Origin of the sequence: Thalassococcus arenae, assembly GCF_019104745.1 — a bacterium.
GTDB classification, from domain to species: Bacteria; Pseudomonadota; Alphaproteobacteria; order Rhodobacterales; family Rhodobacteraceae; genus Thalassococcus_B; species Thalassococcus_B arenae.
Map to the genome: position 1 here is coordinate 65,109 of NZ_JAHRWL010000003.1, position 13,988 is coordinate 79,096.

General features: G+C 63.9%; 12 protein-coding genes. 9 read left to right on the forward strand and 3 right to left on the reverse strand.

Features of this window, described 5'->3' with window-relative positions; all coding sequences use genetic code 11:
• The first annotated feature begins 83 nt into the window (after positions 1-83).
• The 5 genes from KUH32_RS18605 to KUH32_RS17370 all read left to right on the forward strand — a co-directional run bounded on the left by KUH32_RS18605 (position 84) and on the right by KUH32_RS17370 (position 4,856).
• On the forward strand, positions 84-215 hold the full coding sequence (locus KUH32_RS18605) for a hypothetical protein (RefSeq protein ID WP_284438360.1): 132 nt from the start codon (positions 84-86) through the stop codon (positions 213-215).
• 130 nt (positions 216-345) lie between these two features.
• Positions 346-921 carry a 2-oxoacid:acceptor oxidoreductase family protein gene (locus tag KUH32_RS17355; protein ID WP_217779926.1) on the forward strand — a complete coding sequence of 192 codons (576 nt, stop codon included), beginning with the start codon at positions 346-348 and terminating at the stop codon, positions 919-921.
• On the forward strand, positions 914-2,188 hold the full coding sequence (locus KUH32_RS17360) for a transketolase C-terminal domain-containing protein (protein ID WP_217779927.1): 1,275 nt from the start codon (positions 914-916) through the stop codon (positions 2,186-2,188). Before KUH32_RS17355 ends, KUH32_RS17360 begins: the two co-directional genes overlap by 8 nt.
• The gene (locus tag KUH32_RS17365; protein WP_217779928.1) at positions 2,185-3,216 is read left to right on the forward strand and encodes a thiamine pyrophosphate-dependent enzyme; all 1,032 of its coding nucleotides are present in this window, start codon (positions 2,185-2,187) and stop codon (positions 3,214-3,216) included. Before KUH32_RS17360 ends, KUH32_RS17365 begins: the two co-directional genes overlap by 4 nt.
• On the forward strand, positions 3,213-4,856 hold the full coding sequence (locus tag KUH32_RS17370) for an NAD(P)-binding protein (protein ID WP_217779929.1): 1,644 nt from the start codon (positions 3,213-3,215) through the stop codon (positions 4,854-4,856). Before KUH32_RS17365 ends, KUH32_RS17370 begins: the two co-directional genes overlap by 4 nt.
• 94 nt (positions 4,857-4,950) lie before the next feature.
• Here KUH32_RS17370 and KUH32_RS17375 read toward each other — a convergent pair whose 3' ends face one another.
• Together KUH32_RS17375 and dld are read right to left on the reverse strand one after the other, a co-directional pair.
• Positions 4,951-6,738, reverse strand: coding sequence for an L-lactate permease (locus KUH32_RS17375; protein ID WP_217779930.1), 1,788 nt, complete (start codon positions 6,736-6,738; stop codon positions 4,951-4,953).
• A gap of 75 nt (positions 6,739-6,813) precedes the next feature.
• Entirely contained in the window at positions 6,814-8,580 is a 1,767-nt protein-coding gene (dld, locus tag KUH32_RS17380; protein WP_217779931.1) for a D-lactate dehydrogenase, read from the reverse strand.
• A 205-nt stretch (positions 8,581-8,785) separates the two neighbouring features.
• Between dld and KUH32_RS17385 the strand changes: the two genes are divergently transcribed.
• Positions 8,786-9,571: an FCD domain-containing protein gene (locus KUH32_RS17385; RefSeq protein ID WP_217779932.1), complete on the forward strand. Its 786-nt coding sequence runs from the start codon at positions 8,786-8,788 to the stop codon at positions 9,569-9,571.
• Here KUH32_RS17385 and KUH32_RS17390 read toward each other — a convergent pair.
• Positions 9,560-10,867, reverse strand: a complete 1,308-nt coding sequence (locus KUH32_RS17390) for a LacI family DNA-binding transcriptional regulator (protein WP_348541144.1) — start codon at positions 10,865-10,867, stop codon at positions 9,560-9,562. The two genes, KUH32_RS17385 and KUH32_RS17390, sit on opposite strands and share 12 nt — an antisense overlap.
• Before the next feature lie 39 nt (positions 10,868-10,906).
• Between KUH32_RS17390 and KUH32_RS17395 the strand changes: the two genes are divergently transcribed.
• The 3 genes from KUH32_RS17395 to KUH32_RS17405 all read left to right on the forward strand — a co-directional run bounded on the left by KUH32_RS17395 (position 10,907) and on the right by KUH32_RS17405 (position 13,964).
• Positions 10,907-12,175 carry an ABC transporter substrate-binding protein gene (locus KUH32_RS17395; protein WP_217779933.1) on the forward strand — a complete coding sequence of 423 codons (1,269 nt, stop codon included), beginning with the start codon at positions 10,907-10,909 and terminating at the stop codon, positions 12,173-12,175.
• Between the two features lie 107 nt (positions 12,176-12,282).
• Entirely contained in the window at positions 12,283-13,128 is an 846-nt protein-coding gene (locus KUH32_RS17400; RefSeq protein ID WP_217779934.1) for a carbohydrate ABC transporter permease, read from the forward strand.
• Complete coding sequence (locus KUH32_RS17405) at positions 13,125-13,964, forward strand: carbohydrate ABC transporter permease (protein WP_217779935.1); 840 nt, start codon at positions 13,125-13,127, stop codon at positions 13,962-13,964. The genes KUH32_RS17400 and KUH32_RS17405 overlap by 4 nt, the downstream gene beginning before the upstream one ends.
• The last annotated feature ends 24 nt before the right edge of the window (positions 13,965-13,988 follow it).

Consider the following 13,988-nt stretch of genomic DNA (forward strand, 5'->3'; position numbering starts at 1 on the left):
TCTTTTACGCATTGATTCCTCCCGTTCACATGTTTTGTTTTCTCGACCATAGCGAGCCGTGAATGCGTATTCAACAGTTATGAATGCGCATTCATCAGCAGGCGTCCCCCGCCGGAACCGGCAAGGAACTGCCGCCGATGCGCGTTTTCTCAGCCCGGCTCTCCGACGCGCGGGTGTTCGTGTTCGGCGACGTCGCCCGCGGCAAAGCGATATGACTTCCGTCAAGGTTTTTCGCGGGTCGCTGGGTTAGGTCGGGATACCACGACTCGCACCGGCACTCTGCGCCACGAGGGTGCGCAGCGTCGCGACGGCGGCGCGCGTCGGCGAAAAGGAAAGGGCTTCGCGATGTTCCAGATCAGACTTCACGGTCGCGGAGGGCAAGGCGTCGTGACGGCGGCCGAGATGCTTTCGATCGCCGGTTTCATCGAAGGCAAGCACGCTCAGGCCTTTCCGTCCTTCGGGTCGGAACGCACCGGCGCACCGGTCGTGTCTTTCTGTCGGCTGGACGACAAGGAAATCCGCCGACGCGAGCCGATCCTCGAACCCGATTGCCTGATCATCCAGGACCCGACGCTGTTCCATGCGCTCGATGTCTTCCAGGGGCTGAAGGCGGACGGCTTCGTTCTGATCAACACCACCAAGGATTGGCACGAGTTGGGGATCGCCGACAAAGTCAGCCACCTGCCCCGAGGTCACGTGGTCGGTGTGAACGCCACGGCGTTGGCCAAACAGCATGTTGGCCGCCCGGTGCCCAACGCGGCGCTGCTGGGCGGCTTCGCCGCGATCACCGGCGAAATACACCTGGAGAGCGTCGAAAAGGCGATTGCAACGAAATTCAGCGGGCCCGTTGCCGCCGGCAACATCGCTGCCGCGCAGGCCGCTTATGCCGCGGCCCTGGGAAAGGACCTTGAGAATGCTTAAACAGCTCGAAGGCAGCCATGCGGTCGCCGAAGCCATCGCGCTCTGCCGCCCCGAAGTGATCTGCGCCTATCCGATCAGCCCGCAGACCCATATCGTCGAACACTGCGGCGAACTGGTGCGCGAAGGCAAGATGGGCCGCTGCGAGTACATGAACGTCGAAAGCGAATTCGCCGCCCTGTCGGCCTGCATCGGCTCGTCCGCTTGCGGTGCGCGCACCTACACGGCCACGGCCAGCCAGGGTCTGCTCTACATGGCCGAAGCGGTCTACAACGCGTCCGGCCTGGGCCTGCCCATCGTGATGACCATTGCCAACCGGGCCATCGGGGCGCCGATCAACATCTGGAACGACCATACCGACAGCATGTCGATGCGCGACGCGGGCTGGATCCAGCTGTTCGCCGAAACCAACCAGGAAGCGCTGGACCTGCACATCCAGGCCTTCAAGATCGCCGAACGCCTGTCGCAGCCGGTGATGGTCTGCATGGACGGCTTCATCCTGACGCATGCCTATGAACGGGTGGACATGCCGACGCAGGAGCAGGTCGACCAGTTCCTCCCGCCGCTGCAGCCCCGCCAGGTGCTGGACCCGTCGAACCCCTATTCCATCGGCGCGATGGTGGGCCCCGAGGCATTCACCGAGGTGCGCTATCTGGCCCATGACAAGCAGATGCAGGCGCTGGACGTGATCCCCGAGATCGCGGCCGAGTTCCGGGACATCTTCGGACGCGACAGCGGCGGGCTGATCCGCGAATACCGCACCAAGGGCGCCGAGACGATCGTCGTCACGCTGGGCTCGGTCGCCGGCACCATCAAGGACACCGTCGACGAAATGCGGGACGCCGGCGAAAAGATCGGCGTCGTGACCATCGGATCGTTCCGTCCCTTCCCCGGTGCCGCCCTGCGCGCGGCGCTGCAGGGCGCGAAACGCGTCGTGGTGGTCGAAAAGAGCTTTGCGCTCGGCTTTGGCGGGGTCGTGGCCAATAATATCATGATGTCGATGCAGGGCACCGGCATTCACGTGCACACCGTCGTCGCCGGCCTGGGCGGGCGGCCGATCACCATACCATCGCTGCATCGGCTTTTCGCCACGGCCGTCCGCGACGAACTGGAAGACGTGCATTTCCTTGACCTGCGATGGGACATCGTCAAGGCCGAGATCGCGCGGCAGCGGGCACAGATCGCGTCCGGCCCGGTCGCCGAAAGCATCCTGCGCAACATCCAGTCAGACACCGCCGGACAATCGGCCAGCCAGGGGGTCCGGGCATGAAACAGATCGACGAACTCAGCCCCGAACAGAAGGTCAAGTTCTACCAGAAGGGCACGTTCACCGTCGGCAACCGGCTGGTGGACCAGGCCAACCGCACGGTCCAGGCCTCGATGGCCCGGTCGAACGCGATCACCAGCGGCCACCGTGCCTGCCAGGGCTGCGGCGAAGCGCTCGGCGCGCGCTATGCGCTGGACACCGCGATGCGGGCGACGGGCGGCAACATGATCGCCGCCAATGCGACCGGCTGTCTCGAGGTCTTTACCACGCCCTATCCCGAGACCAGCTGGCAGATGCCGTGGATGCATTCGCTGTTCGGCAACGCGCCCGCCGTGGCCAGCGGCATGCAGGCGGCGATGAAGGCCAAGGGCCGCGACACCCGCATCATCGCCCAGGGCGGCGATGGCGGTACGGTGGATATCGGCTTTGGCTGCCTGTCGGGCATGTTCGAACGCAACGATGACGTGCTCTACATCTGCTACGACAACGAAGCCTACATGAACACCGGCGTGCAACGGTCCGGGGCGACCCCGGGTGGCGCACGCACCGCGACAACGATGCCGGTGGGCGAGCAATATCCGGGCAACGTGTTCGGCACCGGCAAGAACCTGCCCCGCATCGCCATGGCCCATAACATCCCTTACGTGGCGACGGCGTCGGTTGCCTATCTGCAGGATCTGGAAGCCAAGGTGGAACGGGCCATGCAGATCCACGGCGCACGCTACATCCACGTCTACGTCCCCTGCCCGCTTGGCTGGGGTTGCGCGTCGCATGAAACGATCAACCTCGCGCGGCTCGTGGTGGAAACCGGGTTCTTCCCGCTGTTCGAGGCCGAACACGGCAGGGTGGTCCGGACGCGCCCGATCCGCAGCCGCGTGCCGATCGAGGAATATCTGAGGCCGCAGCGCCGGTTCGCGCACCTGTTCAAGACCGAAAGCGGGAAGGCGGCGATCGCCAAGCTTCAGGCCATGTGCGACCACAACATCGCGGAATTCGATCTTCTGCGCGAAGAAGAGGAGACGGGCCGATGACCCTTCCCACCACCGCACCGTTCGCCGTCACGCTGGATGTCGGCACCTCGCTGGAAAACCACACCGGCAGCTGGCGCACCGAACGTCCCGTCTATCTGGACCGTCTGCCGCCCTGCAACAACGCCTGCCCGGCAGGTGAGAACATCCAGGCCTGGCTGGCGATGGCCGAAGAAGGCCGCTATGAGGATGCCTGGCGCGAGATCATGAACAACAACCCGCTGCCCGGGATCATGGGCCGCGCCTGCTATCACCCCTGCGAAACCGCCTGCAACCGCAAGGACATCGACAGCCCGGTGTCGATCCACGCCGTGGAACGCTTTCTGGACGACGAAGCGCGCAAGCAGGGCTGGTCCCCGCACGTGCCCGAAGCGGGATCCGGCAAGAAGGTTCTCGTCGTCGGCTCCGGCCCCTCGGGTCTGTCGGCCGCCTATCACCTGCGCCGGCTGGGTCATGCCGTGACGATCTACGAGGCCGGTCCGGTGGCGGGTGGCATGATGCGGTTCGGCATTCCCGCCTACCGCCTGCCCCGCGACATCGTCGAGGCCAACATTAAACGCATCGAAAACATGGGCGTGGAGTTCGTTCTTAACAAACGTGTCGAGGACATCGCAGCGGAAAAGGAGGCCGGCGGATTCGACGCCGTCTTCCTGGCCATCGGCGCCCATCTTGCCAACCGGGCCTATATCCCCTCTGCTGATGCCGGGCGCATCCTGGATGCGGTGGGCGTGTTGCACGACATGGAAATCGCGCAGGACAAGCCGATGCTGGGTCGCCGCGTGGTGGTCTATGGCGGCGGCAACACCGCGGTCGACGTCGCCCGCACCGCCAAGCGCATGGGCGCCGAAGAGGCGATCATCGTCTACCGCCGCACCCGCGACCAGATGCCGGCCCATGATTTCGAGATGGACGAGGCGATGGAGGAAGGCGTCATCGTCAACTGGCTGACCACCATCAAGGAGGTGGGCGACGGCGGCAGGATCGTCGTCGAGCGGATGGAATTGGACGAGAACGGCAAACCCCAGCCCACGGGCGAGATGGACGAACTGGAGGCCGATACCGTCGTGATGGCGCTTGGGCAGAACGTCGATACGTCCTTTGTCGAAAAGCTGCCCGGCGTCGAGATCGAGAACAAGGTGATCCAGGTGAACGGCCAGTTCATGACCGGACATGCGGGCGTCTTCGCCGGGGGCGACATGGTGCCGTCTGAACGCACGGTGACGGTCGCTGTCGGGCACGGAAAACACGCCGCCCGCGCCATCCATGCCTGGCTGCAATCGAGTACCTACGAACGGCCGGCAAAGCCCGAGATCGCCGATTTCGACAAGCTGAACCCCTGGTACTACACCGACGCGCCGGAAACCGTTCAGCAGGTTCTGGACATCGAGCGCCGCAAATCGACCTTCGGCGAGGTGGTGGACGGGCTGGACGAGACCAATGCGCTTTACGAGGCGCGCCGTTGCCTGAGCTGCGGCAATTGCTTTGAATGCGACAATTGCTACGGCGTCTGCCCCGACAATGCGGTCATCAAGCTGGGTCCCGGCAAGCGGTTCGAATTCGACTACGATTATTGCAAGGGCTGCGGGATCTGCGTGGCTGAATGCCCCTGCGGCGCGATCAAGATGGTGCCCGAGGAAATCTGACCGCGGGCGGCCCCGCCACGATCAAGCGCAGCCGCAAGATTAATAAAAGGCCCGCGCCGGGATACCGGCGCGGGCCTCTGTTCTTTCGGCTGCTTTATTCCGCCGCTATCACGGCGGCGTCCGGCGCCTTGCCCGAACGGTTCATCCACATCGCGGCGATGACCAGCGCCAGCCAGCCCGCGGCGGCCAGCCACCAGACGTTCATCCCCCCGATGATCAGCGCGGTGCCGATCAGCCCGCCCTGTACCGCGTAATAGGTCATCGGCAGCAGGGTCTTGCGGATGATCATGCCTTCGCGGTCCACAAGTCCGACGGTGGCGGATGCCGCAACCACGTTGTGCACGCAGATCATGTTGCCCGCCGCACCGCCCACGGCTTGCAGGGCGACGATCAGGCCGGCCCCGGCGGCGCCCAGTCCGATCTGTTCGGCGGCCGAGAACTGGAACAGGCTGAACATCATGTTCGAGATCGTGTTCGATCCGGCCACGAAGGCGCCCATCGCCCCGATCCAGGGCGCGAACAGCGACCAGCTTTCACCGGTCACGGCCGAGACGCCCTGGGCCAGCATGATCGGCATGCTGACCATCTCGGCCGAGGCCGAGTTGATGAAGACCTGCACCATCGGCACCGCCAGCAGCAGCGCGGGCGCCGCGGCCAGCATCGTGTGACCCGAGGATTTCAACGCCCGGCCGAAAGCCGGCAACGGCATGCGGTGCAGGACCAGCGTGGCCAGCGCCGCGACGATGAAGACCGTGCCGGGCAGGTAAAGCGGCTTGACCACCGCGTTGATGCCCGACCCGAACAGGTCGTTGAAGGCCAGTGTGACTTCGGGTGCGACCAGCAGCGACTTGACCCATTCCACCGACCGTGTCAGCACCAGCAGTCCGACGACCAGCGCGTAGGGCGCCCAGGCGCGGGCGATCGACATCATCGGCTTTTCTTCCTCGACCAGATCGACCGTCACATTGTCCATCTTGCCCATCCATTCGTGTTCCCATTCGCTGCGCGCCGGGAAATCGAAACTGTCCTTGGGCAGGAACCAGCCGCGCCGGGCCGCGGGCACCACGATCAGCAGCGAAACGATGCCGCCCAGCAGCGACGGGAATTCCGGCCCCATCACGTTGGCGATCAATGCATAGGGCACGGTAAAGGCGACACCGGCGAACAGCGCGAATTTCCAGGCGCGCAGCCCTTCGCGGAACGACCGGTTCGTACCGAAGAACCGGGTCAGCATGCCGACCATCAGCAGTGGAATGAACACCCCCACCAGCGCATGGATGATCGCCACGTTGCCGGCGATCTGCATCAGGTATTCGGTGAACCCCATCGGTGCGATGGTGGCTTCGACCAGGGGCTGGTCGGCGAGGCCGGTCTTGACGCCCACCAGGATCGGCGTGCCGACCGCGCCGAAGGACACCGGCGTGCTCTGGATGATCAGGGTCACCATCACCGCCGCCATGGCCGGGAAGCCAAGCGCGACAAGCAGCGGCGCCGCGATCGCGGCAGGTGTGCCAAAGCCCGATGCACCTTCGATCATCGCCCCGAACAACCAGGCGATGATGATGGCCTGAACCCGCCGGTCGGGCGATATGCGCGAGAACCCGGCGCGGATCGCGCGGATGCCGCCGCTTTGTTCCAGAGTGTAAAGCAGCAGGATCGCTCCGAACACGATGAACAGCAGGCTGATCGCGGTGACGGCCCCGTTGACCGTGGCGCCCATCACCTTTTCGGGCGCCGTGCCCCAGATGGTCAGGGCGGTCAGTGCCGTCACCGCATAGGCGACGGCCATGGAAAGCTTGGCCGATCGGGCCAGAACGACGAGCAGCAGGAACACGGTTGCAATGGGCAACAGCGCCAGCAGAAATCCTAGGGTAAGCGACATGATCTCCTCCGGGGGTGCGGCAGCGCCGCGCAGGTTGGTCAAAAAGAAACCCGGCCCTTTCGGGCCGGGGTCAGGTCAGTGCCAATGGGCACATTTCGAGGTCTGCCCGATGCCCGGGTTCATGCAGTTTGTCGGATCGAGTTTCTTGTAGAACTGCGCGAGTTCGGGCTTGGCCTTGTAGAGATGGCCGACATTGTGTTCGGCCGGGTATTCCGCGCCGCGCTGGTCCAGCAGGCGCCACATGGCGTGTTCGACCTCAAGGCAGTCATGGCCTTTGCGGATCACGTAATCCTGGTGGAAGACCTGGCAGAAGAAATGGCCGTAATAGAGCTTCTTCTCGATGGCGCGGTCGATTTCCGGCGGCAGTGTTTCGACCCAGTCGCGCGTGTTGCGCGGCAGCGCGATGTCCAGCGCCACGATATCCTCGACGGTCTTGCTGTGGATCGCGCGATAGCGCACCGCAGCCCCCGCCACGGCAAAGCGGTGCAGAAAGGCGGCCTTGCCTTCGTCGGGCGTGCATTCGAACATGTCGCCCTTGTCCGAAGGAAAGCGATCGGCCAGATAGGCGCGCGCCTCGGCGATGCCCGCCCCGCCCATCTTGAGCAGAAGGTGGTGTTCGAACCGGTCGCGGAACTGGTTCATGCGCCTGGGCAGGTGCTGCGGAAACAGCGATGCAACGGTTTGCGCGACCCTGTCCGACGCTGTCGCGCCCAACCCCAGCCGGTCGGTCAGGGCATCGACACGGGCCTTGGTGGCGAACAGCGCCGGCATCCGGTCGGTGCCGGCCTTCTGGATGAACAGAAAGGTATCCTTGCCGTAGCGGGCGGCGATGTCATAGGCGTCGCGGTGGATGTATTCGCCCGCGATCGGCAAATTGTCGAACTGACCCAGGATGTCACGGCGCAGATCCGTGAGCACCTGCGGGTCGTTGGTGCCGATGTAGAAGACCGCAGTTTCCGGCTCGGCCTCGAAGGTATCCAGCCGGACAGCGAAGACGCCCAGCTTGCCGGCGCATCCCGACGCGCCGTTCAGCCGGCGCGGGTCGGCGTTGAACCGGGCGGGTGTATCGGCCTCCACATCGCGGACATGGTCGACATAGTCCCGATCTGACGCCCAGGCGTTGGTCTGCTGCGCATCGGGCAGGTCGCCGCGGTCGAGACGACCCAATATCTCCTCCGGCGTCTCACCCAGATCGAGACCCAACGCGTTCACCAGCGCGACCGATCCATCCTCGCGGACTTCGGCATAAAGGCTGAGTTCGGTATAGGCCGGGCCGCGCTGCACCAGCGCCCCGCCGGAATTGTTGCAGATACCACCCAGAACCGAAGCGCCGATGCAGGACGACCCGATCACGGAATGCGGTTCGCGGCCCAACGGACGCAGGGTCTGTTCCAGCCGGTCCAGCGTGGCACCGGGCAGGCACAGCACCTGTTCGCCGGCACCCAACAGATGGATGCCTTTCAGACGCATCACGTTGATGAGCACGATTTCCCGGTCGTAGTCGTCGCCCCACGGCGTCGAACCACCCGTCAGACCAGTGTTCGCGGCCTGAAAGATCACCGCCCTTCCGGCCTCGACCGCGGTCCTGAGCACGCGCCATTGCTCGACCAGCGTCCCCGGGCAGACCACTGCCACAACCGGACCCGAACCATACCGGATCCCCTTGGTGAAGCGTCGGGTCGTTCGGGGCTTGGTCAGAACGTTGCGGCTTCCGACGATGGCCCGCAGGTCGTGCAGCAGCGCAGCGGCCGGCTTTGGTTGGGTCGCCGTGCTGATGAACGGTTCGGCAGGCTGCTTTGCTTGGCCGCGTGAATCGTGAACGCTTTGCCGAGACGTGGTCATGTCTGTCCCCCTCCGGTGCCATTGCGCGACGCCGCTCCCTGACGCGCACAGTGGTTAATTCAACTTTCCGTTAGGTCATGTTGGTAAAATGTTTTGACCACACGGGTCAACAATGAAAGACGCCTTTACCTAATTTGTCGCATCCCCTAGGCTTGGCGACAGACAAGCCATTGAAATCAGTCGATGGACACCGGGATCTTTCGCCATGCCTGCATCCGCCAAAGCCACAGGGGTCGCCGACCTGACCGCCCGGCAGATCGAAGACCTGATTCTCGAAGGTTCTCTGCGCTCGGGCGAACCGCTGTTGTCGGAACGCGAAATGGCTGAACGCCTGCAGGTGTCGCGCCCGACCCTGCGGCAAAGCCTCAAGCTGCTGGAGGAGCGCGGACTGATCGTGTCGGGGCCGGACGGCAGCAAGTCGGTGGCCCGACTGGCGGTCGGTCTGATCGATCCGCTGATGGCACTGATCGCCACACGGCCGGACATCTCGGACAATTACCTGGAACTGCGTGCCACGCTGGAACGGATGGCAGCCACGCTGGCCGCAACCCGCGCGACGGATGTGGACCGCGACGCGCTGCGAGCCTGTGTCGCCCGGATCGAGGCCGCCCACGGCCTGGCCGATCCCGCAGCCGAAGCCGAAGCGGATCTGGACCTGCATGTCACGGTCTACGAAGCCTGCCACAACGCCGTTCTGCTGCAGATCATGCGCGCGCTGATCGGCATGTTGCGGCAGGGTGTCTTTCTGAACCGCGAACGCCTGTACGCACTGCCCGAAGTGCGCGAAACGCTGCGCAACCAGCATATCGCCATCGTCGACGGCATTCTGGCACGCGATCCCGAAGCCGCGGGTGCCGCGGCAGAGGCCCACATGATCTATACGCGCGAGGTTCTGGCCGAAATCGCATCGGCGGAAAAGCGGTTGCAGGTATCCCTGCGCCGGATCGCCGGGGGCGACATCGCGCAGCGCAAGGTGCGGTCAGGCGGCTGAACCCGAAGCGTCGCCTCCGACGACATCGCCCCTGCGCGACAATGCACCGGTGGTGTCGCGCACCACGAGCTCGGCCGTGACCTCCGACGTGGTGGGCGGCATGTCCGGATCCTCGATGCGATCCAGCAGGATTCGCGCCAGTCGGCGGCCCAGTTTGTGCGGCGACACCGCCATCGTCGTCAGCGGCGGCGTGGCCACGGCCGCATCCTGGATGTCGTCGAAGCCGATGATCGACATGTCGCGTCCAGGCTGCAGTCCCGACCGGGTCACGGCCAGGCTGGCTCCTAGCGCGACCATGTCACCATTGCACACCAGCGCCGTCACTTCCGGATGGGCGCGGCGCAGCGCCGTCATCGCCTCGAGCCCCGCGAGCTTGTTGTCGTCGCAATCCCAGACCACCAAAGACCCAAGCCCGCGATCGACCATCGCCTTGCGATAGCCGTCGACCCGTTCGCGCCGAACGATGCTGGAATCATTGCCGCCCAGATAGGCGATGCGTCGGTGTCCCAGACCGATCAGGTGTCCGGTCGCTGTCGCGGTCGCGTCGGCATTGCGGATACCGACATGATCCAGATCGCGCCGCACGTTTCTCAGGAAAGTCACGGTCGGGATGCCCTGCGCGCGCAACAGGTCGAATGTTTCTTCCGGCGTGTCCATCGCGGGCACCCACAACAAACCTCCGCGGCCGTGCCGGATGAAGGCCTCGAGTTGCCGAGACTGCCGCACCGGATCGTCACGCGTGTCGACGATGGATACCAGATAGCCTTCGGCTTCGAGCAGATCCACGACGCCGCCAATCACCTCGGCGTTAAAAGGGTTCTGCAATTGGTTGATGACAAACCCGATTTCGTGGTTGTCCCCGGATCGGATCGCGGCGGCGCGAGAATTCGGTACATAGTGCAGCTGGCGGGCCGTCTCGAGCACCTTGTCGCGGGTCTGCTCTGAAATGCGGCCGGTTCCGCGCAATACCTGGCTCACCGTGGGAATCGAGACCCCCGCAGCTTTGGCGACGGTACCCAAGGTCGGTTTGCCGGACACGAACTGCCTCACAATCAGATATATCGTTACGCCCAAGTCTTTGACAAAAATTCCCAGAGTTTCAACCATTTTCGACCGCCATTTGCGGAAGGGGGTGTCGTCGTCTCGGAAAAAATGTTGACGCAAGGTATAACGATGTATCACGCTTGAGCCAAGGGAGGAGATTCGCGGCCACTTCGCCAAAGTGACGCGTCCTTCCCCCTCGGCGCGCGGAACCTCGAACGAAGTCGAGGCGCGGCGCTTCACTGCGGAAGCCACGACAAGATCCGGCCCCGCGCGACATTTTTGGGAGGAACCATGACCCTATTTTCCAGGATTCTCGGCGCGACATCCGGCGTCGCTTTCGCATGCAGCGCCTTTTCGGCCCAGGCGGATATGCTGTTCTGGTCAACGCAGGCCAAACCCGTCGAAGAAGCGCAGGCGATGCGCGAACAGGTGCTGGCCGGATTCGGCGAAACCGTCGATTACCAGCCCAATGACGGTGGCCCCTGGCTGACACGTCTGCAGGCCGAACTGCAGGCCGGTTCGGGCACCATTGCCGTCTTGGGCGCGCTGCACGGTGATTTCTCGGCGATGAACCCCGATGATCTGGTCGACCTGTCGGACATGGGTGTCATGAGCGCATCGGGAACGTTCAACACGCTTGCCAAGCTGGGAACCGACAGCTTGCAGTACATTCCCTGGATGCAGGCCAGCTACGTCATGGCGGCCAACAAGGAAGCGCTGCAATACCTGCCCGAGGGCGCAGACATCAACGCGTTGACCTACGACCAACTGATCGAATGGGCCGCAAATGCGCATGAAGCGGCAGGTGAACCCAAGTTCGGCTTCCCGGCCGGCCCGAAGGGACTGAAGCACCGCTTTTTCCAGGGCTATCTCTATCCGTCCTACACCAACGGCGTCGTGCGCACCTTCGCCAGCGACGAGGCGGTCACCGCGTGGGAAAAGATGCGCGAGCTTTGGACGCACACCAATCCGGCCTCGACCAACTTCTCGTTCATGCAGGAACAGCTTTTGTCCGGCGATGCCTGGATCGTTTTCGATCACACCTCGCGTCTTGCGCAGGCGTTCAACGAACGCCCCGACGATTTCGTCGCCTTCCCGGCGCCGGCTGGTCCGACCGGGCGCGGCTTCATGCCTGTTCTTGCCGGTGTCGCAATCCCGCGCACCGCGCCCGACATGGAGGCGTCCAAGGCGCTGATCGAATACATGCTCAAGCCGGAAACGCAGATCGCGACGCTGCGCGCCACCAACTTTTTCCCGGTGGTCGACGTGGATCTTCCGGACGATCTGCCGCCATCGGTCAAGGCCGCGGGTAACGCGATCGCCAAGATGAGCGGCTCTGCCGATGCCAATCCGGGGCTTTTGCCGGCGGGCCTGGGCGACAAGGGCGGCGAATTCAACCAGGTCTTCGTCGACAGCTTTGAACGGATCGTTTTGGCCGGCCAGGACATCCGCGCCGTGCTCGACGATCAGAAGGCCACGCTGGCGGCGATCATGGAAGCCACCGGCGCGCCGTGCTGGGCGCCCGACGCACCGTCCGAAGGCGCCTGCCCGGTCGAATAAGGCCAGCGCCCTTTCACACCTCCCGGTGTCCGGGCCGCCTTTTCACCAGGCCCGGACACGTCCTTCCCCGCAAAGCACGCCCTCAGCGCCCCAGAAGGAGCGACCCGATGAACGCTCGGTTGCTACCCTATGTCCTGATCCTGCCGGTCACCCTGTTCCTGTGCCTGTTCTTTGTGTATCCGTTCCTGCTTGTCTCCAAGCAGGCCTTCAGCACCGGCGAAGGGTTCTCGCTCGACAATTTCAGGCAAGTGACCAGCTACTGGAAATTCCCGATCTCGTTGCGCAATACGTTGTTGCTGGCGGCGGCTGTCGTGCCGATCCAGCTGGCGCTGGCGCTTCTCATGGCCACCATGGTCAACCGGATGGAGAAGGGCCGCGACCTGGTGCTTTACGTCTGGACCATCCCGCTGGGGATCTCCGACCTGGCTGCAGGCATCATCTGGTTGGCCATCTTCGAGCAATCCGGCTTTCTGAACTCGATGATGACCGGGCTTGGGCTGATCGACAAACCGGTCAACCTGCTGACGTTCCAGAACCCCGGGATCGTGTTCCTGGCCATCATGCTGGCCGAGATCTGGCGGGCGACGGCGATCATGCTGGTGATCCTGGTGGCCGGCATCGGCCTGATCCCCAAGGAATACTACGAGGCGGCCGAAGTCTTCGGCGCCTCCAAGTGGAAACAGTTCCTGCGCATCACGCTGCCGCTACTTCGGCCGTCCCTGCAAACCGCGCTGGTCCTGCGGGTCATCCTGGCCTTCGAGGTTTTCGCGGTGGTCGCAGCCCTTGGCGGCACGCTGTTTCCGGTCCTCATGGGCGAAACCTATACCTATCAGTTCGACCTGCTGAATAGCGGAGCTGCCGCGGCCATGGCCTTGATCATCCTCGCCATTTCGATCGCGGCGACACTGGTGATCCTGCGGGTCCTGCGCGTTCCGAAAGGAGCCACGATATGACCGCCGTCGCCACCGATGTCGCGGTGCCCGATACCCGCAGGGCCGGCCGCCTGGTCTATGCCGCCGCCGTGGTGCTGCTGTGCGCCTGGGTACTGGTGCCGATCTACTTTCTGCTGATCAACACGCTGAGTTCGCCCGACACCGTGAACGGGTTTCCAAAGCCGTTCATCCCGGAATTCGATCTCGCGTCGCTGCAATTCTTCGCTGGCTTCGCGGGGATGCTGACTGCGCTCAAGAACTCGGTTCTGGTCGCCGGCCTGACGATGGTCATGTCGATCCTGATCGGCGCGCCGGCCGGTTACGCGCTGTCCCGTTTCGAATTCCGCGGCAAGGAGTTGTTCCGCCTGCTGATCCTGCTGACGCGCGCGTTTCCCCTGCCCCTTCTGGCGCTTCCGCTGGCGGTGATGTTCATCCGGACCGGGCTTGACGACACGGTATTCGGCCTGGCGCTGGTGCACACCACCCTGGCGATCCCGTTCTCGGTGCTGATCACCTACTCGCTGTTCTCGGGCATCCCGCTGGAGTTGGAAGAAGCGGCCTGGACCCTGGGCTGCACCCGGTTGACGGCCTTCACCAAGGTCGTTCTGCCACTGATCCTGCCTGGCATCACCGCATCGGCGATCTTCGCTTTCGTGATCTCGTGGAACGAGGTCTTCGCGGCCGCTGTTCTGACCATCGAGAACCGCACGCTGACCGCCTTTTTGCTGCAAAACCTGGATACCTCCCCGCTGCATCTGAAATTCGCGGGTGGCTTCATCCTCGTCGTGCCGGCGTTGGTCTTCATATTCGCCGTGCGCAAATACCTGTTCGCCATGTGGGGCATCGCCAACCGCTGAAGCGGGGCGACCGGAAAGGAGCTT